Below are 24,684 nucleotides of genomic sequence, written 5' to 3'. Positions count from 1 at the left end.
GTCCTTTGAAGGAAACCCAGGCGTTCGACGCCGTCGAGATCATCCGGACCAAGCGCGACAAGGGTGCCCTGAGCCCCGAGCAGATTGCCTGGACCATCGACGCGTATACCCGCGGCGTCATCGCGGAGGAGCAGATGGCCGCCCTGAACATGGCCATCCTGCTCAACGGCATGGACCGTGCCGAGATCGCGCAGTGGACCGCGGCGATGATCGCCTCGGGGGAGCGGCTGGACTTCTCCGGCCTCCGGCGGCCGGACGGCGGTGTGAAGGTAACCACCGACAAGCACTCCACGGGCGGAGTCGGGGACAAGATCACCCTGCCGCTGGCGCCCCTCGTCGCCGTGTTTGGAGTGGCAGTGCCGCAGCTGTCCGGGCGCGGGCTGGGCTACACCGGCGGCACGCTGGACAAGCTCGAGTCCATTCCGGGCTGGCGCGCGTCCCTGAGCAACGATGAAATGCTGGCCCAGCTCCAGGACGTGGGTGCGGTGATCTGCGCCGCCGGCGCGGGGCTCGCTCCCGCGGACCGGAAGCTCTACGCGCTCCGCGACGTCACGGGCACCGTCGAGTCCATCCCGCTGCTGGCCTCGTCGATCATGAGCAAGAAGATCGCCGAGGGCACAGGCTCGCTGGTGCTGGACGTCAAGGTGGGGAGCGGGGCGTTCATGAAGGACGAGGCCGGCGCACGCGAACTGGCTGAGACCATGGTGGCCCTCGGCAAAGACGCCGGAGTGGAAACCGTGGCCCTGCTGACCAACATGAGCACTCCTCTTGGACTCACCGCCGGCAACGCCATCGAGGTGGAGGAATCCGTCGAGGTCCTTGCGGGCGGCGGCCCTGCCGATGTCGTCGAGCTGACGGTCAGGCTCGCAGAGGAGATGCTGCGGTGTGCCGGTGTTTCCGGCGCCGATCCCGCCGCTGCGCTCAAAGACGGCAGGGCCATGGACGTCTGGAACCGGATGATCGCTGCGCAGGGCGGCGACCCGCGGGCCAAGCTGCCGGTGGCCAGGGAAACGGAAACCATCTACGCGCCCGCCGACGGTGTTCTTGTGGAGCTCGACGCGTTCGCCGTGGGTGTGGCGGCCTGGCGGCTCGGCGCCGGCCGGGCGCGGAAGGAAGACGCGGTGCAGGCAGCCGCGGGCGTCCGGATGCACGCCAAGCCCGGCGCAACTGTGCGTGCCGGTGAACCGCTGATGACCCTGCTGACGGACACGCCGGAGAAGTTTGCCCGGGCCAAGGAGGCGCTCGACCATGCCGTCACCATCGCGCCGGAGGGTTCCAGGCCTGCCCAGCAGCTCATCATCGACCGCATCGCCTGACCGTGCAGGCCATCAATGACTTCATCCTGGCTGCCGCCGGCCAGCCCTGGGTCCTGTTCATCGTCCTCGCCTGCTGCGTCATCGACGGCTTCTTCCCGCCCATCCCCAGCGAATCCGTGGTGGTGGGGCTGGCCGCTGTCGCCGCTACGGCGGACGTTCCCAACCCGTGGCTGCTCGCGGCGGTAGCAGGACTGGGCGCGTTTACCGGCGACAACGCCGCCTATCTCATCGGCCGGGGCGTGGGCACACAGCGCTGGGCGTGGATGCGGGGGCCGCGGATGCAGCGCGCGTTCCGGTGGGCCGGACGGGAGCTGCGCAAGCGGCCGGCGTCGCTGATACTCGTGGCGCGGTTCGTCCCCATCGGCAGGGTGGCAGTCAACCTGACCGCCGGAGCCACGCATTATTCCCATCCCCGCTTCATCGGGCTGACTGTGCTTTCCGCCACCCTCTGGGCCTCGTACTCAGTGGCCATCGGGCTGTTCTTCGGCCAGTGGTTCGAGGAAAACCACCTGCTCGGGGCCGTAATCGCCATTATCTGCGCCATTGTTCTGGGCATCCTGGTGGACGTCGGTATCAACCGGCTCAGGAACCGCGTTCAGGACCCGTTGGAAGAACGTTGACTTTCCAATCAAGGCGTAGCGGACTATCCTCCCGCCATGCGACACTAAAGAGCGATTTGCGTCACTTCCCGTCTTGTTATAGTCCCTAGGAGCAACACCCGCGTGGAGTTTATTAATGAGGCCGTGCTCCATGCAGCGGGTCAGTGGTGGATTTATCCCGTTTTGCTGGTGTTTTTCTTCGTTGACGGGTTCGCGATGGTGGTCCCCAGCGAGACGCTCATCGTGGCATTGGCGGCCTTCTCCCGGCACAGCGGCGAGCCCAATCTCTGGATCCTCGGCCTGACTGCCCTGACCGGCGCCATCGCCGGTGACAACATGGCCTACATGCTGGGCCGGAAGATCGGCCTGGAGCGCTGGAAATGGATGCGGCGGCCCAGGGTTCAAAAGGTCTTCGGCTGGGCGCGGTACGAACTGGAGAAGCGCGGCGCCGTGCTGATCTTCACGGCGCGCTACATCCCGTGGGGCCGCGTGGCCGTGAATTACGTCGCCGGCACCACCGGGTACCCGCACCGCAGGTTCTTCCTGCTGGATGCCTTCGCCTGCTTCACGTGGGTGGGCTATTCGATTGGCATCGGCCTCGTCGCCAGCTCCTTCCCGTGGCTGCACCACAACCCGCTGCTCGGTGCCGGCATCGCCGTCGTGTTCGCCATCATCCTGGGAATCATCATCGACCACGCCCTCCGCTGGTGGCACAAGCGCCTCGGCCGCAACGATGCCGCCGCTGAGCCGGAAGGGACCCCCGCGTTGGACGGGGAGACTGTCCCGGACGGCGGTCGGGAACAGGCCAGTCGCGTGGCCTAACTGCGCGGCCGAGCGGTCTTTCGCGCCGCCCGTTACCGGGCAGCAACGCGCGTTGGCATTGCTGCCGGTCCAACCCTAGAGTTGGTACGTGACTGAGCCAATCGTTGACGCCGCCCCTGCCCTTGACTTCGACCTGAAGAGCCTGCCCAAGGTATCCCTTCACGACCACCTCGACGGCGGCCTGCGCCCTGCCACCATCATTGAGCTGGCGGAGGCGGTGGGGCACACCCTCCCCTCCACCGACCCGACCGCGCTGGGCGAATGGTTCCGCGAATCCGCCGACTCCGGCTCGCTGGTCCGCTACCTGGAGACGTTCGACCACACGGTCGCCGTTATGCAGACCAAGGAAGGGCTGTTCCGCGTCGCCAAGGAGTTCGTGGAGGATCTGGCGGACGACGGCGTGGTGTACGGCGAAGTGCGCTGGGCACCTGAGCAGCACCTCCAGAAGGGACTGACCCTGGACGAGGTTGTCGAAGCGGTCCAGGAAGGCCTCGAAGCCGGTGTGGAGGCCGTGGCCGAGACCGGCCGCGAGATCCAGGTTGGCCAGCTCATCACGGCCATGCGCCACGCCGACCGCGGCCAGGAAATCGCCGAACTCGCCGTTCGGCACCGCGACAAGGGCGCCGTAGGGTTCGATATCGCCGGCGCCGAGGACGGCTTCCTGCCCTCGCGCTTCCGGGACGCCTTCACCTACCTGGCCGAAAACAACTTCCCGGCCACCGTGCACGCCGGCGAAGCCGCCGGCTTGGACAGCATCCAGTCCGCCCTGGTTGACGGCCGCGCGCTGCGCCTGGGCCACGGTGTCCGCATCGCCGAAGACATCATGGTGGAGTTCGACGAGGACGACGCCGACGACGAGGACAGCGACAACATCGGCCTGGTCACCCTGGGCAACCTGTCCAGCTGGATCCGCGACCGCGGCATCGCCCTGGAAATCTGCCCGTCCTCGAACCTGCAGACCGGAGCCATTGCCGCCTTCGGTGAGGGCATCGGGAGCCACCCGCTGGACATGCTCTACCAGCTGGGTTTCAACGTGACCATCAACACCGACAACCGGCTGATGAGCGGCGTGACGCTCACCGACGAGTTCGAACTGCTGGTCGAGACCTTCGACTACGACCTCGACGACCTGCTGGAGCTCACGCTCAACGCCGCCGAGGCCTCCTTCCTGCCCCTCGAGGAAAAGGAAGCCCTCGTGGAGTACATCAACGACGCGTACGGCGACCTTGGCTGAAAGCCCCGACCCGGTGGGGGAGCTGCTGCGGGTGATTGCCGCCCTCCGCGAGCACTGCCCGTGGATGGGCGCCCTCACCCACGAGTCACTCGTGGAATACCTGCTGGAGGAGGCCTACGAAGTGGCCGAGACCATCGAGACCGGTGCGGACGAGGCTGACCTGAAAGGCGAGCTGGGCGATGTGCTGCTCCAGGTGGTGCTGCATGCCCGGCTCGCCGAGGAACGCGGGGTGTTCGGCTTCGGCGACGTCGCGCGCGGCCTCACCGGGAAGATGATCCGCCGCAACCCCCACGTCTTCCGCCCGGACGGTTCCCTCCAGGACTCCTTTCCCGCCACGGTGGAGGAGATCGTGCTCAAGTGGGATGCCGTGAAAAAGGCCGAAAGCCCGGAGCGCAGCACGCCCTTCGAAGGCATCCCGGTGGCATTGCCGGCATTGGCCCGGGCCCAGAAAACCCTTGACCGGGCCGAACGGGCCGGGCTGCTCCCGCCGGTTGAGCCCGTCGAAACCAGGCCCCTCGAAACCAGCCTCGCCGAAACGATGGAGACCGAAGCCGAACTCGGCGAGCTGCTGCTCGCCGTCGTCCGTTCTGCCCGGGACAGGGGGTTCGACGCCGAACGTGCCCTCCGCGGGGCCGTCCGGCGATACCAGAACCGCTACCCGGAATCTTCAGCACCCGGATCATGACGTCCGGGTTCTGGATAGGTTTCCGTAACGTGCACCACTCTCGACTAGGCTAGTCCCAGACGAGGACGTCGAGATTTTCCGCTAAAGTTCCCCAGTAAATTGCCCATAAGGAGCAAATCCATGGCGCTTATCGATGCCATCCACGCCCGCGAGATCCTCGATTCCCGTGGCAACCCCACCGTCGAAGTTGAAGTTCTCCTCTCCGACGGCCAGATCGGCCGCGCTGCCGTTCCGTCCGGTGCGTCCACCGGCGAGCACGAAGCCGTCGAACTGCGCGACGGCGACAAGGGCCGCTACCTCGGCAAGGGTGTCCAGAAGGCCGTTGACGCCGTCATCGACCAGATCGCACCGGCCCTGACCGGCTTTGACGCCACCGACCAGCGCAGCATCGACCAGGCCATGATCGACCTGGACGGCACCGCCAACAAGGCCAAGCTGGGCGCCAACGCCATCCTGGGCGTCTCCCTGGCCGTTGCCAACGCCGCAGCAGCCTCCGCTGACCTGCCGCTGTACAAGTACCTGGGCGGCCCGAACGCCCACGTCCTGCCCGTTCCGCTGATGAACATCCTCAACGGCGGCTCGCACGCGGACTCCGACGTCGACATCCAGGAATTCATGATCGCCCCGATCGGCGCCGAGACCTTCTCCGAGGGCCTGCGCTGGGGTGTTGAGGTTTACCACAACCTCAAGTCCGTGCTGCAGCAGAAGGGCCTCTCCACCGGCCTCGGCGACGAGGGCGGCTTCGCCCCGAACCTGCCGTCCAACCGCGCTGCCCTGGACCTGATCCAGGAAGCCATCCAGAACGCCGGCTACACCCCGGGCACCGACATCGCCCTGGCCCTGGACGTCGCCTCCTCCGAGTTCTTCAAGGATGGTGCCTACCAGTTCGAGGGCAAGGCCCTGAGCGCCGCCGAGATGAGCGCCTACTACGCCGAACTCGTTGCCGACTACCCGCTGGTTTCCATCGAGGACCCGCTGGACGAGAACGACTGGGAAGGCTGGAAGATCCTCACCGACACCATCGGTGACAAGGTCCAGCTGGTGGGTGACGACCTGTTCGTCACCAACCCCGAGCGCCTGCAGCAGGGCATCGACGCCGCCACGGCCAACTCCCTGCTGGTCAAGGTCAACCAGATCGGCTCCCTGACCGAAACCCTGGACGCCGTTTCCCTGGCCCAGCGCTCCGGTTACACCACCATCACCTCGCACCGCTCCGGCGAGACCGAGGACACCACGATCGCCGACATCGCCGTTGCCACCAACGCCGGGCAGATCAAGACCGGTGCCCCGGCCCGCTCCGAGCGCGTTGCAAAGTACAACCAGCTGCTGCGCATCGAAGAGGAACTCGACGACGCCGCACGCTACGCCGGCCGCAGCGCGTTCCCGCGTTTCAAGGCCTAGTAGCCCAAGAAACAGCTGACCGGTGGCTATGGTGGAAAGACCATAGCCACCGGTTTTGTTTGTTTTAGGCGCCCACACGTTACAGGAGTGTCATGGCTACCCGCCGTCCCAAAGTTCCCAGGGTGACCCCACCTGCACAGCAGTCCTCCGCCGGATCGGCCGGGGGAGACGTCATCCAGGCGGACTTCGGCGGCCCGCGTCCGGCCACGGCCACCCATGAATCCGGGACGGGACACCCAGGCGCGGGCGCGAAAGCACCGGGCAGCGCCACCGGCGCCGGCACCAAAAGTGGCGGTTCCAGGACAGACGCTACCAGGACGGCCACTGGCACCAAAGCAAGTCCGGGTGACAAGGCCGGCCCGAAGCCCGGAGCCGGCAGCAAGGGAACCGCCGGAAAGCCTGGCAGCGCCGGGAACAGCCGCGGAAAGTCCGGGTCATCAGCCGTTGCGGCCGAGGAAGAGAACCTGGACCCCGTTCCCGCCAAGGCGTTTTCCGGGCGCATGCTGGCGCTGGCCGTGGTGATGGTTGCCATCACCATCATGCTGGCCCCCACCGTGAAGATCTTTATCGACAAGCGGGCGGAAATCGCGGCCCTGGAGTCGGACATCGCAGACAGCAAGGCGACCCAGGACAACCTCAAACGGCAGGTCTCGCGCTGGCAGGATCCTAACTACGTCAAGCAGCAGGCCCGGGACCGCATTAACATGGTTATGCCGGGAGAGACCGGCTACTGGGTGTTCGGCAGCGACCTGCCGGCCGGCGCATCAGGCAGCCAGCCCAGTGCAGCAGAAACACAAGACCCCGCCGACGTGCCCTGGGTGGATTCCCTCTGGGAGTCCGTCAGGCGCTCGGCAACAGACTAGGAGCGGCGCCCGCCGCGGGACTGTCCACCGGATTTTCGGGGCAGCCAGATCCGGGCAGGAAGGACGGCCACGCCAGTGGACGACAACACGGCAACCGCCCCCGGTGAATCCCGGCAGCCATCAGCGCAGGACCTCGATGTGCTCAGCCGCCAGCTGGGGAGGCCGGTGCGTGACGTTGTGGAAATCCCGGCGCGCTGCGTCTGCGGGAACCCGCTCGTGGCGGCAACATCCCCGCGCCTCAGCAACGGAACACCATTCCCCACCACGTTCTACGTGACCCACCCCGTCATCACGTCGGCGGTCTCCCGGCTTGAAGCAGGCGGCCTCATGAACGACATGAACGACCGGCTTGCCGCCGACGAATCGTTGGCGGCCTCCTACCGGAACGCCCACGAGGCGTACCTGGCTGCCCGCGCCGACATCGGAGCACGCTCGGGCATCGGTGACGTCCCGGAGATCGACGGCGTCTCCGCCGGCGGCATGCCCACCCGCGTCAAGTGCCTGCACGTCCTGGTGGGACACTCGCTGGCCGCCGGGCCGGGCGTCAATCCGCTGGGAGACGAGGCCGTCGCGGCCATCAGCGAATGGTGGACCGCCGACCGCTGCTACTGCGACGGCGCCTGGGACACGGCCGGTGAGGCACCTTCCCGGGACCTCAGCCGCCACGGCCCGCAGGGGCTGCCGGACATCGTCGGCCGGCCGGCGCCCGTCCGCAAATCCAGGGCGGACGCAACCACAACGGACGCCCCCGCCACAGACACCACCGGCGCAACCACAACGGAGGCAGGCGCATGACCCGGGTGGCCGCCATTGACTGCGGTACCAACTCCATCCGCCTGCTCATCGCCGACATCGACCGCAGCAACGGGGCCGCCAGGCTCACCGATATCGTGCGCGAAATGCGCGTGGTCCGCCTCGGCCAGGGCGTCGACGCTACCGGCGAGCTGGCGCCCGAAGCGCTGGAGCGCACCTTCGCGGCCACGGCTGACTACGCCGCGCTTATCCGCGAGTACCAGGCCCGGAAAGTCCGCTTCGTGGCCACCTCGGCCAGCCGGGACGCCCGGAACCGCCAGGTCTTCGTGGACGGCATCCGGAACCTCATCGGCGTGGAGCCTGAGGTGATCACCGGCCAAGAGGAAGCAGCGCTTTCCTTCGCCGGCGCCAGCAGCGTGCTGCCTATCTCGGCCGAGGACAAAGTCCTGGTGGTGGACCTGGGCGGCGGCAGCACGGAGTTTGTGCTCGGTGACGCCAACGGCGTGATCGCCGCGAAGTCGGTGGACATCGGCTGCGTCCGGCTGACCGAGCGCCACCTCACGTCGGATCCGCCCACGGCCGAACAGATCGCCGCCGCGGAGGCAGACGTCGACGCCGCCATTGCCGAAGCGCACCTGGACGTTCCGCTGGAACGCAGCACCGCCGTCGTCGGGGTTGCCGGCTCAATCACCACCATCACCGCGCACGCGCTCAAGCTGCCCGAATACCTGCCCGGGGCCATCCACGGCGCCGAACTGTCCATCTCTGCGGTCCAGGCGGCAGCCACCGACCTGCTGCAGATGCCGCGGGCGCAGAGGGCCGAACTGCCGTACATGCACCCCGGCCGGGTGGACGTCATTGGCGCCGGCGCGCTGGTCTGGCGACGCATCCTCAGCCGCATGGGCGAACTCAGCAGCGGCCGCATAATTACGGCCACCGCCAGCGAGCACGATATTCTTGATGGAATTGCCCTGAGTGCCGAGGCACCAAGTTAACCAAGTATTGGATCCTGCATGACCAGAGCAACAGCCCGGCTTCGCCGGACGGTCTCGGCCCTTCTGTCCGCGGTGCTTGCCGGCGGGATCGCCGCGTCCGCCGTCGCCACCGCACCGGCCGCGCAGGCCGACTCCTGGCGGGACAAGGAGTACTGGCTCAAAGAAGCCGGCATCACCAAGGCGTGGGAGGTCTCCAAGGGCGCCAACGTGAAGGTTGCTGTCATCGACAGCGGCGTGGACGGCGGCCACCCCGACCTCAAGGGCGTGCTGGCCGGGGGCCATGACGTCTCCGGTGCCGGCGCCCCCGACGGCGAGAAGAGCATCGGTGCCAAGCCCGAGCACGGCACGCTGGTGGCCACCATGCTCGCGGGCCGCGGACACGAGCCGGCGAAGAAGGCGACGGCCAGCGCCAAGCCTTCCCCGAACGCCACCGCAACGGCCTCCAAAACCAAGCCGGACGGCATCATGGGCGTGGCACCCGAGGCGCAGATCCTGTCCGTGTCCACCTGGCTGGGATCGGCCAACCCCGGCGGCAAGAGCGACCAGGACCAGATCCCGGAGGCTGTGCGCTGGGCGGTGGACAACGGCGCCAAGGTCATCAACATTTCGCTGGGCAGCACGTCGCCTGAGTGGCCGCAAAGCTGGGACGCCGCCTTCCTGTACGCCGAGCAGAAGGACGTGGTCATCGTGGCCGCGGCCGGCAACCGGGTGGGCGGCAACGTCCAGGTCGGGGCTCCTGCCACCATCCCCGGCGTGCTGACCGTAGCGGGCCTGGACCTGAACGGACAGGCAAGCACCGATTCCTCCTCCCAGGGCATCAGCATCGGAGTGGCAGCACCTGCGGAGAAGCTCGCCGGCGGACTGCCAGGCGGCAGCTACGCGGAATGGGCCGGCACGTCCGGTGCCACGCCCATCGTCTCCGGCGTTGCGGCACTGATCCGCTCCAAGTGGCCCGAGATGAGCGCCAAGCAGGTCATCAACAGGATCGTCTCCACCGCCAAGGACGAGGGCTCACCGGGCAAGGACCCGCTGTACGGCTTCGGCGTCCTCAACGCGGAGGCGGCACTCAAGGACGACGTGGCCGAGACGAAGTCCAACCCGCTGGGTTCCATCGCGGACTGGATCCGCGTGCACCGGCGCGGGAACCTCGCCACGCCCGCTCCCGAGCCGACGGCCCCGGCAGCCACCGCCCAGGCGACCCTGCCCAAGGCGACCGTGCCGGTTGCGGTGCCGCCGTCGCAGCTGGACAGTGCTTTGCCGGCCGCGGTGGTCATCGGGTTTGGCGGGCTGTTCATAGCCATCATTGTGGCCGGCACGGTCCAGCTCCGGAGGGCGTACCGGGCCACCGGAGGGGGAGTGGAGGACCCGGAAACGGGCGCGGTGACAAAGGTGGAACCGGCCCACAGGCGAAGTTAGTGAAGATTTTCACAAAGTACTGTACTCTGGAGTTATGGCAACCACCCCACAGCTCCAGGATCGTCCGCGTGTGCTCGTCGTCGGCGGCGGGTACGTCGGCCTTTACGTAGCCCTCAAACTGCAGAAGAAGATCGCGAACGCAGGCGGCATCGTCACCGTCGTTGATCCGCTGCCCTACATGACCTACCAGCCCTTCCTGCCGGAAGTTGCCGGCGGAAACATCGAGGCCCGCCACGCAGTGGTCTCGCACCGCCAGCACCTCAAGCAGACCGAGCTCATCCAGGGCCGCGTCGTATCCATCGACCACGCCAACCGCACGGCCGTGGTTGCCCCGGCTGACGGTGGCGACAACTTCGAGGTGCCGTACTTCGACGTCGTGCTTTCCGCCGGCGCCATCACCCGCACGTTCCCCATCAAGGGCCTGGCGGACAAGGGCATCGGCCTGAAGACCATCGAGGAAGCCGTTGCGCTGCGCAACAAGGTCCTTGACCGCATCGAGGTCGGCTCCACCATGACCGACCCCGCCGAACGCGCCCGCGCCCTTACTTTCGTGGTGGTGGGCGGCGGCTTCGCCGGCATCGAGTGCATCACCGAAATGGAAGACCTCGCCCGCGCTGCCGTCAAGAACAACCCGCGCGTCAAGCAGGAGGAAGTCCGCTTCGTCCTCGTCGAGGCCATGGGCCGCATCATGCCCGAGGTCACCGCGAAGCAGGCCGAGTGGGTCGTCGAGCACCTCCGCAGCCGCGGCATCGAGGTCCTGCTGAACACGTCGCTGGACAACGCCGAGGGTTCCCTCAAGCTCATCAACCTGCCGGACAAGACCCCGGCCCAGGAATTCGAGACCGACACGCTCGTGTGGACCGCCGGTGTGCAGGCCAACCCGATGGTCCGCTCCACCGACTTCCCGCTGGAGCCCCGCGGCCGCGTCCGCGTCCTGCCGGACCTGCGCATCTCGGGCGACGAAGGCATCATCGACAACGCCTGGGCAGCCGGTGACATCGCCGCGGTTCCCGACCTGACCGGCGGCGGCCTGCCGGACGGCACCTGCGTTCCCAACGCCCAGCACGCGCTGCGCCAGGCCAAGCGCCTCGCGAAGAACCTGTGGGCTTCCCGCTGGGACAAGCCGCTGGTGGACTACAAGCACAAGAACCTCGGTGCTGTGGCCGGCTTCGGTGAGTGGAAGGGTGTTGCCAACATCAACCTGCTCGGCCGCATCGGGCTCAAGGGCCCCCTCGCGTGGCTGGCACACCGTGGCTACCACGGCATGGCCATGCCGACGTTCGAGCGCAAGTTCCGCGTGATCTTCAACTGGGTCCTGAGCTTCTTCGCAGGCCGCGACACCACCCAGCTGCTGGACCTGGACAACCCGCGCGGCGCCTTCGTGGCCGCCGCCACCCCGGCGCCCAAGCCGGCAGCTCCCGCCGCTCCGGCTCCGGCCGCACCGGCTGAGAAGGCTGCCGACGCTCCCCAGGGCGGCGCCAAGGATCCCGTCAAGGCTGAGGCCAAGTAAATCCCCACCGCCTCCCTCGCTTCGCTCAGCTCAGCCAGGGAACCCTCGGCGGCGGAGGCCCCACAAACGACGACGGCGGCCGTTCCCTTTTGGGAACGGCCGCTTTCGCGTTTCCCGGGCGGGGCGGTCTACCTTGGTGCGGCCCTCCCGGGAACGGCAGGGTGCAGCCATAGACTGGCTGCATGACGGGTGAAAAGAACCTCCAAACTCTCCTTGCCTCGATGCGTCCGGTGCTCAGGGAGGGGGAGTACGTCTATGTGCTCTGGCCGCACGGCAAGCCGCTGGCGGGGCACATCGAGGCCGCCGTCCGGGAGGCCGAAGGGCTCACGGTGGTCCTGCCCCGGGCCGAAGCGGACGCGCTGGACCTGCCTTACGATTTCGTGGCCGCCTGGATCACCCTCGAGGTCCACTCGGCCCTGGAGGCGGTGGGCCTGACCGCGGCCGTCAGCAGGGCACTGACCCAGGCCCGGATCAGCTGCAACGTTCTGGCCGGCTTCCACCACGACCATCTCCTGGTGCCGGTGGCTGATGCGGCGCGGGCGCTGGAGGTCCTGGCCGGCCTCTCAGCCGCCAACGCCGCCGAGCCCGAACCGGTGCGGGAAGTGGTCCTGCGCAGCGAACAGCCCGGGGACCGCGACGCCCTCCTCGCCCTGACCGCCGATGCGTTCGCCGTTTCGCCGGTCACCGGCCTGCCCGTGGCGGGGGAGCCGGTTGAGGTCAAAGTGCTCCGCGAGCTGCTTGTCGCCGAGGAATACCTGCCGGAGTTCAGCATCGTCGCCGAACTCGACGGCGAAATCGTCGGCCACGTGATCAGCACCCGTGCGTGGGTGGATGACCTTGAGCTGCTGGGGCTCGGGCCCATCTGCGTGACGCCCCGGCTGCAGCGCCATGGCATCGGCTCGGCGCTGATGCGCGAAACCGTCGTCCGTGCCAATGCTGCGGGGGAGAAGGGCATCGCGCTGCTCGGAAGCACCGAGTACTACCCGCGCTTCGGCTTCGTTCCGGCGGCGTCCCTGGGCGTCGAGGCGCCGGACAAGAACTGGGGCGACCATTTCCAACTGCTGCCCCTCGCCCTGTGGCCCGGCGGGGTCCACGGCACATTCCGGTACGCGGGGCCATTGGCCGCCGTCTGAGGCGATACGATTGACCGGGCGCCCCAGTAGCCCAATTGGCAGAGGCAGCGGACTTAAAATCCGCGTGTTGTGGGTTCGAGTCCCACCTGGGGTACAACTTTGCTCCGCCACGTCGCCGGTGTTCCAATATGCAACGAGTGTTATGAGGATGTGACCTTAGTCACTTATGTTCACGCTCGAATTGGATTAGCTTGAACTTAGCTCAGGAACCCCTGACCAAAAATCGCATCAAAGGCCGTTCGCACCTTTCGATCGAGGAGACTCTAAATGATTTCACTCCCCCAGACGGCGCCAAGGGTCGCTAAGCTCACAGCGCTTAGCATCGGCGTCGCCCTTCTGGCCACGGCTTGTGGTGGCGGTTCCACCCCAAGCGCGACCGAATCCTCCGCAGCGGCAGGCGGCATCGCGTGCCCTGCCCCCAGTGCCACGGCCGGGGCAACCAGCACCACCACGGAGACCGGCGGCGTGCCGGCAGCAACCACCACCACCCCCACACCGCTGAAACTTGGATCGCTCCTGCCGACGACGGGGTCGCTGGCGTTCCTCGGCCCGCCCGAAATTGCCGGCGTTAACCTCGGCATCAAGGAAGTCAACGACGCCGGCGGCGTGCTCGGCAAGCCGGTTTCGATCACGCACCGTGACTCCGGCGACACCAAGACCGACATCGCCACCCAGTCCACCACAGCGCTCCTCGGCCAGGGTGTCAGCGCCATCATCGGTGCGGCCTCCTCGGGTGTGTCCAAGACCGTGATCAACCAGATCACCGGAGCGGGCGTCATCCAGTTCTCCCCGGCAAACACCTCGCCGGACTTCACCACCTGGGATGACAAGGGCCTGTACTGGCGCACGGCTCCTTCGGACGTGCTGCAAGGCAAGGTGCTGGGCAACTACATGGCAACCTGTGGCGCCCAGACGGTAGGCATGATCGTCCTGAACGACGCCTACGGCACGGGCCTGGCCAAGAACGTCAAGTCCGCGTTTGAAGCGGCCGGTGGCCAGGTTGTGGCCGAGGAGCTCTTCAACGAGGGCGACTCGCAGTTCAGCAGCCAGGTGGACAAGGTCATCGCCGCCAAGCCGGATGCCATTGCACTGATCACTTTTGACCAGGCCAAGAGCATCGTCCCGCTGATCACGGGCAAGGGCATCAAGGCGACGCAGCTGTTCATGGTGGACGGCAACACGTCCGACTACAGCAAGGACTTCAAGCCCGGCACGCTGAAGGGCGCACAGGGAACCATCCCCGGCACCTTCGCCAAGGAGGACTTCAAGAAGAAGCTCCTCGCCATCGACCCCGCCTTGAAGGACTACAGCTACGCCGGTGAGTCCTACGACGCCGTCAACCTGATCTCGCTGGCAGCGGAGGCCGCCAAGAGCACGAAGGGCACGGAGATCGCCAAGCAGCTCAAGGCAGTTTCCGAGGGCGGCGAGAAGTGCACGGACTTCGCGTCCTGCGTCACGCTGCTCCGCAACGGCAAGGACATCGACTACGACGGCGAGTCCGGCCCGGTGACCTTCTCCGACGCCGGTGACCCGACGGAAGCCTCCATTGGCATCTACGAGTACCAGGACGACAACAAGTACACGCCGGCCCGGGAGGAATTCGGCAAGCTGTAAGCCGCCTTCCCGCCGCACAACAGAAGCCCCCGTCCGGCCGGACGGGGGCTTCTGTGTGTCTTCTGTGGGGCAGTTAGTCCTCGTCGGCCAGCGTGCCGAGGTACAGCTGGATGACCTTCGGGTCCTTCATGAGCTCACGGCCCGTGCCGGTGTAGGCATCCCTGCCCTGGTCCAGGACGTAGCCGCGGTCGCAGATCTGAAGGCAGCGGCGGGCGTTCTGTTCCACCATGATGACGGACACCCCGGCACGGTTGATCTCGTGCACGCGCAGGAAGGTCTCATCCTGCTTGACGGGGGAGAGGCCCGCCGAGGGTTCGTCCAGCAGCAGCACTGCCGGCTCCATCATCAGGGCCCGCCCCATGGCCACCATCTGCCGCTCGCCTCCGGACAGCGAGCCCGCACGCTGCGCCCTGCGTTTACCCAGTTCCGGGAAAAGGCTGGTGACGAAGTCGAAGCGCTCCGCGAAGTCCTTGGGCCGCTGGAACATGCCCATCTGCAGGTTTTCCTCAATGGTGAGGGTGGAGAAGACGTTGTTGGTCTGGGGCACGAAACCAACGCCCTGGGTCACCAGTTTGTTCGCCTTGAGCCCTGTGAGGTCCTGGCCCCTGACCACCACGGATCCGGAGTGCACCTTCACCAGGCCGAACATGGCTTTCAGCAGTGTGGACTTGCCGGCCCCGTTCGGGCCGATGATGCCAATCAGTTCGCCCTTCCGGGCCTCGATGCTGCACCCGTTGAGGATGTTGACGCCGGGAAGGTAGCCGGCCACCAGATCGGTGACCTTGACGACGGCGCCGTCCGCGGCTGCGTTGCTTGCGGCCGGGGCCGCGCTCGTGGCACTCATTCCTTGTCCTTTTCTGGCTGGCCGACAGCTGTGGATCCGGCGTCTGTCCGTCCGTCGTCTGTGCGTCGGGTATCCGGGGCGGCTTTGGTGACCGGGCCTGCTTCGGTGATCGTGGGCGCCACGATGTCCACCGCGATGATGCCCGCGTCCTCGGTACCGACGATCGATTCCTCGTCTGCCGCGAGTTCCTGCTCAAGCGCCTTGATGCCCTCGGTGTCGCCGAGATCGACGTCATGGTGGGCGCCCAGATAGGCGTCGATGACGGCGGGGTCCTTCATGACATCGACCGGGGGTCCCTCGGCCACGATCTTGCCCTCGGCCATGACCACCACCCAGTCCGCGATGTGCCGGACCATATGCATGTCGTGTTCCACGAAGAGGACGGTCATGCCCTCGGACTTAAGGTTCTTGATGTGATCCAGCAACGATTGCGTCAGTGCCGGGTTGACCCCTGCCATCGGTTCATCCAGCATCACCAGCTTGGGCCGGACCATCAGGGAGCGGGCCATTTCCAGCAGTTTGCGCTGGCCGCCGGACAGCGACGCCGCGTAGTCGTCCTTCTTGGTGTCGAGCTTGAACTTCTCCAGCAGGACGTTGGCGTGCTCGGTGATTTCCTTTTCGCGGCCGCCCCAGATGTTCTTGAACAGGGCCTTGGACAGCCTCTCGCCCGGCTGGTTGGACGCGCCGAGCCGCATGTTTTCCATGACGGTCAGCTTGCCCATGACCTTGGTGAGCTGGAACGTGCGCACCATCCCCATCCGGGCCACCTTGTAGGAGGACACCCCGGCGATGCTCTGGCCCTCGAACTGCCACTTGCCGGAGTTCGGTGTGTCAAAGCCGGTGAGCAGGTTGAACAGGGTGGTCTTGCCGGCCCCGTTGGGGCCGATCAGGGCGGTGATCTTGTGCCGCGGGATTTCCAGGTATTCGACGTCGACGGCGTTGATGCCGCCGAAGCTGCGGGTGACGTTTTCGGCGACGACGATCGCATCCCGCTTCTTGCAGCCGGGGGTGTTGTCCCCGACGGCGATCGGCCGGGCGTCTGTCATGTAGTCGACGCCCGCTTCCATTGATTCTTCGCTGTGCTTGCTCATGCGAACGCCAGCTCCTTCTTATTGCCGAAGACACCCTGCGGCCTGAAAATCATCAGCAGCATCAGGGCGATGCCCACCAGGATGTAGCGCAGCTGGCCGGCCTGGACAGTGGTCAGCCAGGTCACCGCGCCGGATTCGATCAGCCCGTACAGGACGCCCTGCGTGAGGGACAGGACTACCCAGAAGATCATGGCGCCGATCACCGGCCCCAGGACCGTGGCCATGCCGCCCAGCAGGAGGCAGGTCCACAGGAAGAATGTCAGCTCGGTGCCGTAGTTGGCGGGCTGCACGGCGCCGCGCGGGAGCGTGAAGATCATCCCGGCCAGTGCGCCGAAGGTGCCGCCGATCACCAGCGCCTGCATCTTGTGGGCGTAGACGTTCTTGCCGAGTGAGCGGACCGCGTTCTCGTCCTCGCGGATGCCTTTCAGCACGCGGCCCCAGGGGCTGCGCATGAGGAGCCAGACGAGCACGCAGCCGATGGCCACGAGTCCCCAGCCGACCACCCGGATGAAGAAGTCACGGTTGTTCATACCGAAGTAGGAGCCCTCCGGGAAGGGGTTCATCGAGTAGAATCCGCCCTCGAAGGCGGCGAGCCCGTTGGCCGAACCGGTCACGGACGTGAGCTGGTTGGTGGTGACGACGTAGCGGACGATTTCCGCCGCCGCGATGGTGACGATGGCCAAGGTAGTCCGCCCGTAGACGGAGGGTGGGAATGCCCAGCACCAGTGCAAAAAGCACGGAACAGATGACGGCGATCAGGAGGCCGATAAAGAAGGGCACCCGGAAGGTGAGTGTGGAGATGGCGAAGCCGTAGGCCCCGACCGCCATGAAGCCGGCCTGGCCGAAGTTCAGCAGGCCCGAGTAGCCGAAGTGCACGGCGAGGCCGAGCGCGGCAAGTGCGTACGCCGCCGTCGTCGGACTGAAAATTTCACTGGCTGCGCTGGAGAGGATGAATCCGAAGTCCATGGCTGTCTCCTAACCCACGCGCTCGCGGCGGCCCAGGATGCCCTGGGGCCGGAACAAGAGGACAACGATCATGATGAAGAGTGCTCCCACGTATTTGAGGTCGGCCGCGAGGCCGAACACGGTGGTCAGTTCGACGAAGATGCCGACGATGATGGATCCGACCAGGGCGCCGAAGACGGTGCCGAGGCCGCCGAGGGTCACGCCGGCGAAGATGAGCAGCAGGATCTGCGAGCCCATGTCGAACGTGACGCCCGGGCGGTAATAAGCCCAGAGGATGCCGCCGAGTGAGGCCAGCATGCCGCCCGTGATCCAGACCAGGCGGATGACGCCGTCGACGTCGATTCCGGAGGCGGCGGCCAGCGCGGGGTTGTCGGCCACGGCCCGGGTGGCCTTGCCCAGCCGCGTCTTCAGCAGCACCATGCCGATGAGGGCGATGACGACGGCGCTGATGACCAGGGACCACAGGTTGTTGGGGGAGATGGAGACCGGGCCGAGCTGGACTTCCGCGCTCTGCGCGAACGGCAGCTGCTGCGTGGCTCCGCCGAAGTAGAACTGGATGATGTAGCGGACCGCCAGGGCCAGACCGATGCTGACAATCATCATGGGCACCAGGCCGGTGCCGCGGCGGCGCAGCGGCCGCCAAAGCCCGGCGTCCTGCGCGTAGCCGAAGAGTCCGCCGCCGAGCAGGGCCAGGATGATGGCCAGCCAGAAGGGCAAGTTCATGGCGCTGAACCCGAAGACCAGCACGGCGCCCAGGGTCACCATCTCGCCGTGCGCGAAGTTGGTGAGCCCGGTGGTGCCGAAGATCAGGGACAGGCCCACTGAAGCGAGGGCGAGCAAAAGGCCGAAGCTAAGGCCGGCCACGAGCCTGTTGAGCAGGTTCTGGCCGAAGTCCTGCTGCTGCACAACGATGCCTTTGCCGAACGCGAAGATGACGGAGAGGTTTGACGTCTGGCTGAACGTGACGGTCCGGGGATTCGACTGGCCTTCGGCGAGCTTGATGCCTTCCGGAAGCGTGGATTCGTCCAGCTGGATCTCGTAGGTCCCCTGGCTGGGAACGCCGATCCGCCAGGACCCGTTGGCGCCCGAGGTTGCCTCCCCGGTGAAGGTCCCGCTCTTGGCGGTGATCTTGACGCCTTCGATGGGGCGCCGTGTATCGTCGCGGAGGAAGCCGCTGATGGTGTCCTGGAACTGCTGGTTCGACGGGGGTGGTGTCGGAGCTGGCGTGCCTGCCTGCGATGCCGGCGCTGCGACCAGCAGAAGTGCCACGACGGCGGAGGCAATGGCCCCCCAAACCTTCAGCAGCCCGGCCGGCCGCCGGATAGGCAGCCCTCTCGGTGTGCGTCTCAAATTGAAAACCTCCACGTGGGGGTGGTTGCGGCTGCCTCATTGCAGCCGCTGCGAACGGAGGGCGCCGGATATCATTGCTGGTGGAGCGGGTATTGACTAGCTGTGATATCCGTCACCCTGACCCGCTTATCGTACAGCGCAAGCAGTACAAACCGCGTGGGCGGAGCTGGCCATCAGATAGCGATCCGGTAACAACTGAAATCCCGCGTCACCAGCAGGAACTTTCCGTGCCGCTGGTCCGTGGAAATTGATAGCGTGACCAGTAGATTCATCACCCGACCCCATACATGGAGGACACCCGCAATGGCACTTGGCGGAAACCCGATCTTCAACGGAAAGAATTTCCGTGGAGCCACCCAGGCACCGCCTGTCCCGCAGGCGTACGGCCACAACAACTTCGGTCAGAACCAGTTCGGCCAGCCGGCGTACGGCCAGGGCCGCGCCCCGGGCCAGGTCATGGATGCACAGTCCGGCTGGATGTCACAGCAGCAGAACATGTCCAACGACCAGCTGCAGCAGATGTACCACCGGCCTGCCGCCGGGCCGTCCGAAACCGGGCGGATGACCTTCGACGACGTCATCGTCAAGACCGCCATCTGTCTCGCGGCCGTGGCGGCCGGCGCCGCCGTCACGCTGGTCGTGGCGCTGCCCCTGGCCAGCCTGCTGATGATCGTCGGCGCGCTGGGCGGCTTTGTGCTGGCCCTCGTCAACACGTTCAAGAAGCAGCCGTCGCCGGCCCTCATCCTGGCCTATGCAGCCCTCGAGGGCCTGTTCCTCGGCGGCCTGACCCGCATCCTTGACGGCATGTACCCGGGCGTCGGCCTGCAGGCGGTCATCGGCACGCTGTCGGTCTTCGCCGTGACCCTGGTGCTCTTCAAGAGCGGCAAGGTCCGTGCCACCCCCAAGGCGATGCGCTTCTTCATGATTGCCACCATCGGCTACGCGGTCTTCGCCCTGATCAATATGGTCATGATGTGGACCGGCGCGGTGGACTCCCCGTTCGGCCTGCGCACGAGCATGGAGATCGCAGGCATTCCGCTGGGCGTCTTCATCGGCCTGCTCGCGATCGGCCTCGCTGCCTTCTCGCTAATCATGGACTTCACCAGCATCGAGGCGGGCGTCCGCAGCGGAGCGCCGGAGCGCTTCTCCTGGACCGCCGCCTTCGGCCTGACCGTCACGCTCGTGTGGCTGTACGTGGAAATCATCCGTCTGCTGGCCATCCTCCGAGGCGACGACTAACGCCTAAGCCGGCAGACCGCCGTCGTACGTTTCAATCGTCGTACGTTCATAAGGGAGTGGGCCCCGCCAACCGGCGGGGCCCACTCCCGCGTTTAAGGCTGGAGTTTTGGACAAAAACTCCAAGCGGGCGGCTAGGTGAGGCGCTCCAGCACCACGGCCATGCCCTGCCCGCCGCCGACGCAGAGGGTGGCGAGGCCCATCGTTCCGTCCGTCTCGCGCAGGCCATTGAGCAGCGTGGTGGTCATGCGGGCCCCGGTCATGCCGAACGGATGGCCGAGGGCGATGGCACCGCCGTGGACGTTGAGCCTCGCGGGGTCGATTTTCAGCTCGCGGGCGCTGGCCACCACCTGCACGGCGAAGGCCTCGTTGAGCTCCACAAGGTCGATGTCCCGCATGTCCAGGCGCGCGCGGGCCAGCGCCTGCCGTGAGGCTTCCACCGGCCCCATCCCCATCAGCTCGGGGGACAAGGCTGTGGCCGCGGTGGAGACGATCCGGGCCAGCGGCTCCAGCCCCAGGTCCCTGGCCAGGTCGTAGCTCATGACCACCAGGGCGGCGGCACCGTCATTGAGCGGGCACGCATTGCCTGCCGTGACGGTTCCCTCCCGGCGGAAGACCGGCTGCAGGGCACTGACGGCGTCGAGGGTCACACCCGGCCGCGGTGAATCGTCCCGGTCCACCACCGTGCCGTCGCGCCGCTCATACGGCGTGATCTCGCGGGCATAGAAGCCCGAGGCGATCGCGGCCTCGGCCCGGCTCTGGCTCAGCACGGCCCATTCGTCCTGGTCCGCACGGCTGACGCCGTAGGAAGTGGCCACGTTCTCGGCGGTCTGGCCCATGGCGATATAGATGTCCGGCATGCGGCCGCCCAGCCGCGGATCCGTCCAGGGCGTGTTCGACTCGGCCCGCGCGGCCGTGCGCTGGCGGGCCGGCTCGAACAGCGGGTTGTGGTTCCGGGCCCCGGTTTCGCCGGCCCCGGCCCAGTCCTGGTAGCGCGACACGGCTTCGACGCCGGCCGCCACGAACGCCTGGCCCTCGCCCGCCCGGATGGCGTGGAAGGCCATCCGGAGGGTCTGCAGGCTCGAGGCGCAGAACCTGTTGACGGTGGCGGCGGGCACGTTGTCCAGGCCCGTGAGGATGGTGACGACACGGGCCATGTTAGAGCCCGCTTCGCCGCTCGGTTCGGCGCACCCGAGGTACAGGTCGTCCAGGCCCGGCCCGCTGTCTCCGGTGGGGTCGAACGCCGGCAGTTTGGCCAGCGCTGCGCTGACCATCGCCGCCGCCAGGTCGTCCGGCCGCTCGTCCTTCAGCGACCCTTTGAAAGCGCGGCCGATCGGGCTCCTGGCGGTTGAAACAATGACTGCTTCAGGCATGCGACCAGCCTACGCCCCGACCAGGGTGTAGCAGCAGCTACACCAGCCGCATCGCCCCGGCGGCCGGGGTGACAGTGAAGATGTCCGGCGCGGTGTACCCCGCCTCCGCGAAGGCCCGTACGACGGCGGTACGCACCTGCTGCTCCTCGCTCGCCGGGGTCAGTGCGATGGCGGCGCCGCCAAAACCGCCGCCGGTCATCCGGGCGCCGATGGCGCCGTTGGCCCGGGAGGTATCGGCGGCGAGATCCAGTTCGGCGCACGAGATCTCAAAGTCGTCGCGCATGGACGCATGGCTGGCGTCGAGCAGGGCGCCGATCGCCGACGGGCCCTGTTGCCCGAGGAGTTCCACGGTCTGCAGCACGCGGTCGTTCTCGGTGACCACGTGCCGCACGCGGCGGAACGTGACCTCGTCCAGCAGGCCGCTGGCCTCCTCCAGATCACCGGGCGTGACGTCCCGGAGCGCCTTGACGCCCAGCACCTCGGCGCCCAGTTCGCAGGACGCCCGGCGGGAAGCGTAGCCGCCGTCGGCATGGGAATGGGACACCTTGGTGTCGATGACCAGCAGGACCAGGCCGGCCGCCTCGGCCTCGAAGGGAACCAGTTGGACACTCTGGTCCCGGCAGTCCAGGAACACGGCGTGGCCCTTGGAACCGCGCAGCGAGGCTGACTGGTCCATGATGCCCGTGGGTGCGCCGACAAAGTCGTTCTCCGCACGCTGGGTGGCCAGGACCATGTCCTCCGGGCCCATGCCTGCTCCAGTGAGGTCGTTGAGTGCCGAGATCGCGGCGCACTCAATGGCGTGCGAAGAGGACAGCCCGGCGCCGAGGGGCACGTCGGAGTCCAGCAGCAGGTCCAGGCCCGGGACGTCGATGCCGCGCTGCTGCAGGGACCAAATGACGCCCAGCGGATACTTGGTCCAGCCCTTGGCTGTCCCGGGCTGCAGCGAAGCTGTGTCCGCCGTCGTGATTCCCTGGTCGCCGTAGGTGGAGAGCAGCCGGATGGTGGAATCGGGGCGGACCCCCACGGCCACCCGGGCGGTCCGGTCGATGGCGAAAGGCAGCACGAAGCCCTCGTTGTAGTCTGTGTGCTCGCCGATCAGGTTGACCCGGCCGGGAGCCTGCCACACGCCGTCGGGCTGGCGGCCGAATGCGGCATGGAACCGGGCCTCGAGGTCGGTGGTGGCGGGGGCGGTCATGCGTGGGCTCCTTCGATGAGGTCTGGTTCGGTAACGCCTTGTTCGATAAGGCCGGGCGCGGCCGGAGCGAGCGCCTCGGCCGGGGATGCCGGAACGGTGACCGAGCGGAGCCGCTCTGCCACCTGTTCGGGGGTGGTGTCGTTGATGAAGGCGCCCATGGCCGCCTCGGAGCCGGCCAGGAACTTGAGCTTGTCCGCCGCCCGGCGCGGGGAGGTCAGCTGCAGGTGGAGGTAGCTTGCGGGGCGCAGCAGGTCATCCACCGGGGCCTGGTGCCAGGCCGAAATGTAGGGCGTCGGGGTGGGGTAGAGGGCGTCGAGGCGCTTGAGCAGGTCGAGGTAGACGTGGGCCAGTTCGTCCTTCTCCTCCCCGGTCAGCCCCGCCAGATCCGGGACCTGGCGGTGCGGTACGAGGTGGATCTCCAGCGGCCACCGGGCGGCGAACGGAACGTAGGCACTGAAGCTGTCGCTTTCCAGCACCATCCGGCTGCCGTCCTCCCGTTCGGCGCGCAGCAGCGAGCCTGTCAGTGTTTGCCGCCCATCGGCGTCGTCATAAAACCTGCGCGCGGCTGAGCCCATGACGGCGGCGCGCGGCGTGACATAGGGGTAGGCGTAGATCTGGCCGTGCGGGTGGTGCAGGGTGACGCCGATGTCCGCGCCACGGTTCTCGAACGGGAAAACCTGCTTGATGCCGGGCAGCGCGCTGAGGGCGGCCGTCCGGTGCGACCAGGCCTCCACCACTGTGCGGGCACGGGTTTCGCTCAGGCCGCTGAACGATCCCGTGTGTTCCGGGGTGAAGGTGACCACCTCGCAGCGCCCGAAGGCCGGGCCCGTGGTTCCCCAGCCCGGGCTGGCGGGGACCGGGCCAAGGGCCGGGCCCAGGGAGGGGAATCGGTTCTCGAACACGACGACGTCGTAGTCCGGCGCGGGGATCTCCGACGGGTTGGCGTCTGTGGTGGGGCAGATGGGGCACTGGTCCGCCGGCGGCAGGTGGGTGCGCGTCTGCCGGTGCGCGGCCACTGCAACCCATTCGCCGGTCAGTGCGTCATACCGGACTTCGCCGGGCTCCCCGCGGGCCGGGAGATCCCGGCGGTCCTGGGTGAGCTCCACCGACCGCGGGCGGGGCGAGCCGGCGTCGTCGAAGTAGAGCAATTCGCGGCCGTCGGCGAGGTGGGTGCTGGTGATATGGGTCATGCGTCATTTCCTTTGAACGCGGTAGCCGGCGTCTGGCCGTCCGGGAGGCTGGTGGGGCGGTCGGGAAGGGGGTCGTGGTCCCAACTAGGTAGCACTTCAGGGGGCTCCCAGCCGTGGGAACGCCCTGAGCTGCTACCTGGTTGGGAGGCCGGGGGTATGTGTGCCAGCCGCAGTTCGCCGACGGACTGCCGGAGCAGCTCCTCGGCGGCAGGGCCGGCGGGGCCTGTGCTGATCCGGTCGTCGGTGATGAGGGTGCCGACGGCGGACAGCGGAGCGATCCCGGCCAGACCCATGGTCCCGTACTTGGTGGCGTCGGCGAGTACTGCCAGCTGGTCCGATGCCGCGATCATGGCGGCGCTGACCTCGGACTCGAGGAGGTTTGGCGAGGTGATGCCGGCCGTGGGGTCGAAGCCGTGCACGCCCATGAAGCAGAGGTCGGCGTGCAGGTTGTCCAGGGCGTGCACCGTGACCGGGCCGACAAGGGCCTCGGACGGTGTGCGCTGGCCGCCCAGGACCACGGTGCGGATGCCGCCGTCACCGGCTGCCGCCAGCGCGCTGGCTGCCATGAGGGAGTTGGTGGCCACCGTGAGCCCGAGATCCCGGGGGAGCAGCCGCGCCAGCTCGTGGGTGGTGGTGCCGCCGGAAACCAGCAGGGTCATGCCGGGCCGGAGCAGCATGAGGGCCTCCGCCGCGATGGCCCGTTTCGCGTCTGCTTCCCGGGCCGACTTTGCGCCGAAGCCCGGTTCGACGGCGCTGAACGCGGCAGGGCGTGTGGCACCGCCGTGAACCCGCAGCAGCAGGCCTTCGGCATCGAGCGCATCGATGTCGCGCCGGACGGTCATCTCGGAGACACGGAGCAGGTCCGCGAGTGCCGCGACGCGGACCGTGCCTTCGGCATCGAGTTCCTGGAGGATGAGGTGCTGCCGCTGTGTTGCGAGCATGTTGCTCCTCCTTTCCTCGCGGACTGAGTGCGGGCTCAGGCCCTGTGGGCCCGGTCACTGTTTGTGGCTGCTCCTATTGTGGCACAAAGCGATCAAAAACAAATACTTTCTAACAAATAATAACAAACATTGGTCCCCGTCGGCGGTTGCACGCAGG

21 protein-coding genes, 1 tRNA gene and 1 pseudogene are annotated in these 24,684 nt (G+C 67.2%); 15 read left to right on the top strand and 8 right to left on the bottom strand.

The genetic code is table 11. From position 1 onward, the window contains the following. The first annotated feature begins 5 nt into the window (after positions 1-5). From ARGLB_RS01505 to ARGLB_RS01440, 14 genes are all read left to right on the top strand, one after another. Positions 6-1,316: a thymidine phosphorylase gene (locus tag ARGLB_RS01505; protein WP_085929177.1), complete on the top strand. Its 1,311-nt coding sequence runs from the start codon at positions 6-8 to the stop codon at positions 1,314-1,316. A 2-nt stretch (positions 1,317-1,318) separates the two neighbouring features. Next, positions 1,319-1,936 (top strand): DedA family protein, encoded by a 618-nt coding sequence (locus ARGLB_RS01500; RefSeq protein ID WP_003798076.1) that lies wholly within the window; start codon positions 1,319-1,321, stop codon positions 1,934-1,936. Between the two features lie 102 nt (positions 1,937-2,038). Next, positions 2,039-2,737: a DedA family protein gene (locus ARGLB_RS01495; RefSeq protein WP_003798073.1), complete on the top strand. Its 699-nt coding sequence runs from the start codon at positions 2,039-2,041 to the stop codon at positions 2,735-2,737. Positions 2,738-2,825: 88 nt separating this feature from the next. Beyond that, a complete protein-coding gene (locus ARGLB_RS01490; RefSeq protein ID WP_003798071.1) occupies positions 2,826-3,971 on the top strand; it encodes an adenosine deaminase in 1,146 nt (381 codons plus the stop codon). Next, entirely contained in the window at positions 3,964-4,656 is a 693-nt protein-coding gene (locus ARGLB_RS01485; RefSeq protein ID WP_003798069.1) for a MazG nucleotide pyrophosphohydrolase domain-containing protein, read from the top strand. Before ARGLB_RS01490 ends, ARGLB_RS01485 begins: the two co-directional genes overlap by 8 nt. A gap of 120 nt (positions 4,657-4,776) precedes the next feature. Next, positions 4,777-6,057 (top strand): phosphopyruvate hydratase, encoded by a 1,281-nt coding sequence (eno, locus tag ARGLB_RS01480; protein ID WP_003798068.1) that lies wholly within the window; start codon positions 4,777-4,779, stop codon positions 6,055-6,057. Positions 6,058-6,149: 92 nt separating this feature from the next. Then, positions 6,150-6,920, top strand: a complete 771-nt coding sequence (locus ARGLB_RS01475) for an FtsB family cell division protein (protein WP_003798065.1) — start codon at positions 6,150-6,152, stop codon at positions 6,918-6,920. A gap of 75 nt (positions 6,921-6,995) precedes the next feature. Beyond that, positions 6,996-7,715 carry a DUF501 domain-containing protein gene (locus ARGLB_RS01470; RefSeq protein WP_003798063.1) on the top strand — a complete coding sequence of 240 codons (720 nt, stop codon included), beginning with the start codon at positions 6,996-6,998 and terminating at the stop codon, positions 7,713-7,715. Continuing rightward, a complete protein-coding gene (locus ARGLB_RS01465) occupies positions 7,712-8,668 on the top strand; it encodes a Ppx/GppA phosphatase family protein (protein ID WP_003798061.1) in 957 nt (318 codons plus the stop codon). Before ARGLB_RS01470 ends, ARGLB_RS01465 begins: the two co-directional genes overlap by 4 nt. 18 nt (positions 8,669-8,686) lie before the next feature. Beyond that, positions 8,687-10,084, top strand: a complete 1,398-nt coding sequence (locus ARGLB_RS01460) for a S8 family serine peptidase (RefSeq protein WP_003798059.1) — start codon at positions 8,687-8,689, stop codon at positions 10,082-10,084. A 34-nt stretch (positions 10,085-10,118) separates the two neighbouring features. Continuing rightward, positions 10,119-11,594, top strand: a complete 1,476-nt coding sequence (locus tag ARGLB_RS01455) for an NAD(P)/FAD-dependent oxidoreductase (protein WP_043417637.1) — start codon at positions 10,119-10,121, stop codon at positions 11,592-11,594. Positions 11,595-11,776: 182 nt separating this feature from the next. Further along, positions 11,777-12,727, top strand: a complete 951-nt coding sequence (locus ARGLB_RS01450) for an N-acetyltransferase (protein ID WP_043417635.1) — start codon at positions 11,777-11,779, stop codon at positions 12,725-12,727. Between the two features lie 20 nt (positions 12,728-12,747). Next, positions 12,748-12,821 (top strand) — tRNA-Leu (locus ARGLB_RS01445). A 173-nt stretch (positions 12,822-12,994) separates the two neighbouring features. After that, entirely contained in the window at positions 12,995-14,341 is a 1,347-nt protein-coding gene (locus ARGLB_RS01440; protein WP_003798054.1) for an ABC transporter substrate-binding protein, read from the top strand. 73 nt (positions 14,342-14,414) lie between these two features. Here the strand turns inward: ARGLB_RS01440 and ARGLB_RS01435 are convergent, their stop codons facing one another. The 4 genes and pseudogenes from ARGLB_RS01435 to ARGLB_RS01420 form a co-directional block, all read right to left on the bottom strand. Then, positions 14,415-15,185, bottom strand: coding sequence for an ABC transporter ATP-binding protein (locus ARGLB_RS01435; protein ID WP_003798053.1), 771 nt, complete (start codon positions 15,183-15,185; stop codon positions 14,415-14,417). Beyond that, complete coding sequence (locus tag ARGLB_RS01430) at positions 15,182-16,276, bottom strand: ABC transporter ATP-binding protein (RefSeq protein ID WP_003798051.1); 1,095 nt, start codon at positions 16,274-16,276, stop codon at positions 15,182-15,184. The genes ARGLB_RS01435 and ARGLB_RS01430 overlap by 4 nt, the downstream gene beginning before the upstream one ends. After that, positions 16,273-17,242: pseudogene (locus ARGLB_RS01425) on the bottom strand (branched-chain amino acid ABC transporter permease). Before ARGLB_RS01425 ends, ARGLB_RS01430 begins: the two are co-directional and overlap by 4 nt. 9 nt (positions 17,243-17,251) lie before the next feature. Then, on the bottom strand, positions 17,252-18,547 hold the full coding sequence (locus tag ARGLB_RS01420; RefSeq protein WP_043417658.1) for a branched-chain amino acid ABC transporter permease: 1,296 nt from the start codon (positions 18,545-18,547) through the stop codon (positions 17,252-17,254). 348 nt (positions 18,548-18,895) lie between these two features. Between ARGLB_RS01420 and ARGLB_RS01415 the strand changes: the two genes are divergently transcribed. Next, complete coding sequence (locus tag ARGLB_RS01415; RefSeq protein ID WP_003798042.1) at positions 18,896-19,831, top strand: Bax inhibitor-1/YccA family protein; 936 nt, start codon at positions 18,896-18,898, stop codon at positions 19,829-19,831. A gap of 131 nt (positions 19,832-19,962) precedes the next feature. Here ARGLB_RS01415 and ARGLB_RS01410 read toward each other — a convergent pair whose 3' ends face one another. The 4 genes from ARGLB_RS01410 to ARGLB_RS01395 are packed head-to-tail and all read right to left on the bottom strand — an operon-like array spanning position 19,963 to position 24,527. Next, on the bottom strand, positions 19,963-21,201 hold the full coding sequence (locus ARGLB_RS01410; RefSeq protein ID WP_003798040.1) for an acetyl-CoA C-acetyltransferase: 1,239 nt from the start codon (positions 21,199-21,201) through the stop codon (positions 19,963-19,965). Positions 21,202-21,238: 37 nt separating this feature from the next. Then, a complete protein-coding gene (galK, locus tag ARGLB_RS01405; RefSeq protein WP_003798039.1) occupies positions 21,239-22,396 on the bottom strand; it encodes a galactokinase in 1,158 nt (385 codons plus the stop codon). Beyond that, on the bottom strand, positions 22,393-23,586 hold the full coding sequence (galT, locus tag ARGLB_RS01400; protein ID WP_003798037.1) for a galactose-1-phosphate uridylyltransferase: 1,194 nt from the start codon (positions 23,584-23,586) through the stop codon (positions 22,393-22,395). Before galT ends, galK begins: the two co-directional genes overlap by 4 nt. Continuing rightward, complete coding sequence (locus ARGLB_RS01395) at positions 23,583-24,527, bottom strand: DeoR/GlpR family DNA-binding transcription regulator (RefSeq protein ID WP_003798035.1); 945 nt, start codon at positions 24,525-24,527, stop codon at positions 23,583-23,585. The genes galT and ARGLB_RS01395 overlap by 4 nt, the downstream gene beginning before the upstream one ends. Positions 24,528-24,684 lie beyond the last annotated feature (157 nt).

This window comes from Arthrobacter globiformis NBRC 12137 (assembly GCF_000238915.1).
GTDB lineage: Bacteria > Actinomycetota > Actinomycetes > Actinomycetales > Micrococcaceae > Arthrobacter > Arthrobacter globiformis.
Note: the sequence above shows the minus strand (reverse complement) of the source record. Positions and strands in the feature narration are given on the sequence as shown.

Excerpts from the sequence above, each read along its gene's own strand:
- ARGLB_RS01475 (WP_003798065.1), top strand. The coding sequence starts at position 6,150 with ATGGCTACCCGCCGTCCCAAAGTTCCCAGGGTGACCCCACCTGCACAG.
- ARGLB_RS01430 (WP_003798051.1), bottom strand. The coding sequence starts at position 16,276 with ATGAGCAAGCACAGCGAAGAATCAATGGAAGCGGGCGTCGACTACATG.
- galK (WP_003798039.1), bottom strand. The coding sequence starts at position 22,396 with ATGACCGCCCCCGCCACCACCGACCTCGAGGCCCGGTTCCATGCCGCA.
- ARGLB_RS01395 (WP_003798035.1), bottom strand. The coding sequence starts at position 24,527 with ATGCTCGCAACACAGCGGCAGCACCTCATCCTCCAGGAACTCGATGCC.
- ARGLB_RS01460 (WP_003798059.1), top strand. The coding sequence starts at position 8,687 with ATGACCAGAGCAACAGCCCGGCTTCGCCGGACGGTCTCGGCCCTTCTG.
- eno (WP_003798068.1), top strand. The coding sequence starts at position 4,777 with ATGGCGCTTATCGATGCCATCCACGCCCGCGAGATCCTCGATTCCCGT.
- ARGLB_RS01465 (WP_003798061.1), top strand. The coding sequence starts at position 7,712 with ATGACCCGGGTGGCCGCCATTGACTGCGGTACCAACTCCATCCGCCTG.
- ARGLB_RS01440 (WP_003798054.1), top strand. The coding sequence starts at position 12,995 with ATGATTTCACTCCCCCAGACGGCGCCAAGGGTCGCTAAGCTCACAGCG.
- ARGLB_RS01450 (WP_043417635.1), top strand. The coding sequence starts at position 11,777 with ATGACGGGTGAAAAGAACCTCCAAACTCTCCTTGCCTCGATGCGTCCG.
- galT (WP_003798037.1), bottom strand. The coding sequence starts at position 23,586 with ATGACCCATATCACCAGCACCCACCTCGCCGACGGCCGCGAATTGCTC.
- ARGLB_RS01415 (WP_003798042.1), top strand. The coding sequence starts at position 18,896 with ATGGCACTTGGCGGAAACCCGATCTTCAACGGAAAGAATTTCCGTGGA.
- ARGLB_RS01410 (WP_003798040.1), bottom strand. The coding sequence starts at position 21,201 with ATGCCTGAAGCAGTCATTGTTTCAACCGCCAGGAGCCCGATCGGCCGC.
- ARGLB_RS01455 (WP_043417637.1), top strand. The coding sequence starts at position 10,119 with ATGGCAACCACCCCACAGCTCCAGGATCGTCCGCGTGTGCTCGTCGTC.
- ARGLB_RS01435 (WP_003798053.1), bottom strand. The coding sequence starts at position 15,185 with ATGAGTGCCACGAGCGCGGCCCCGGCCGCAAGCAACGCAGCCGCGGAC.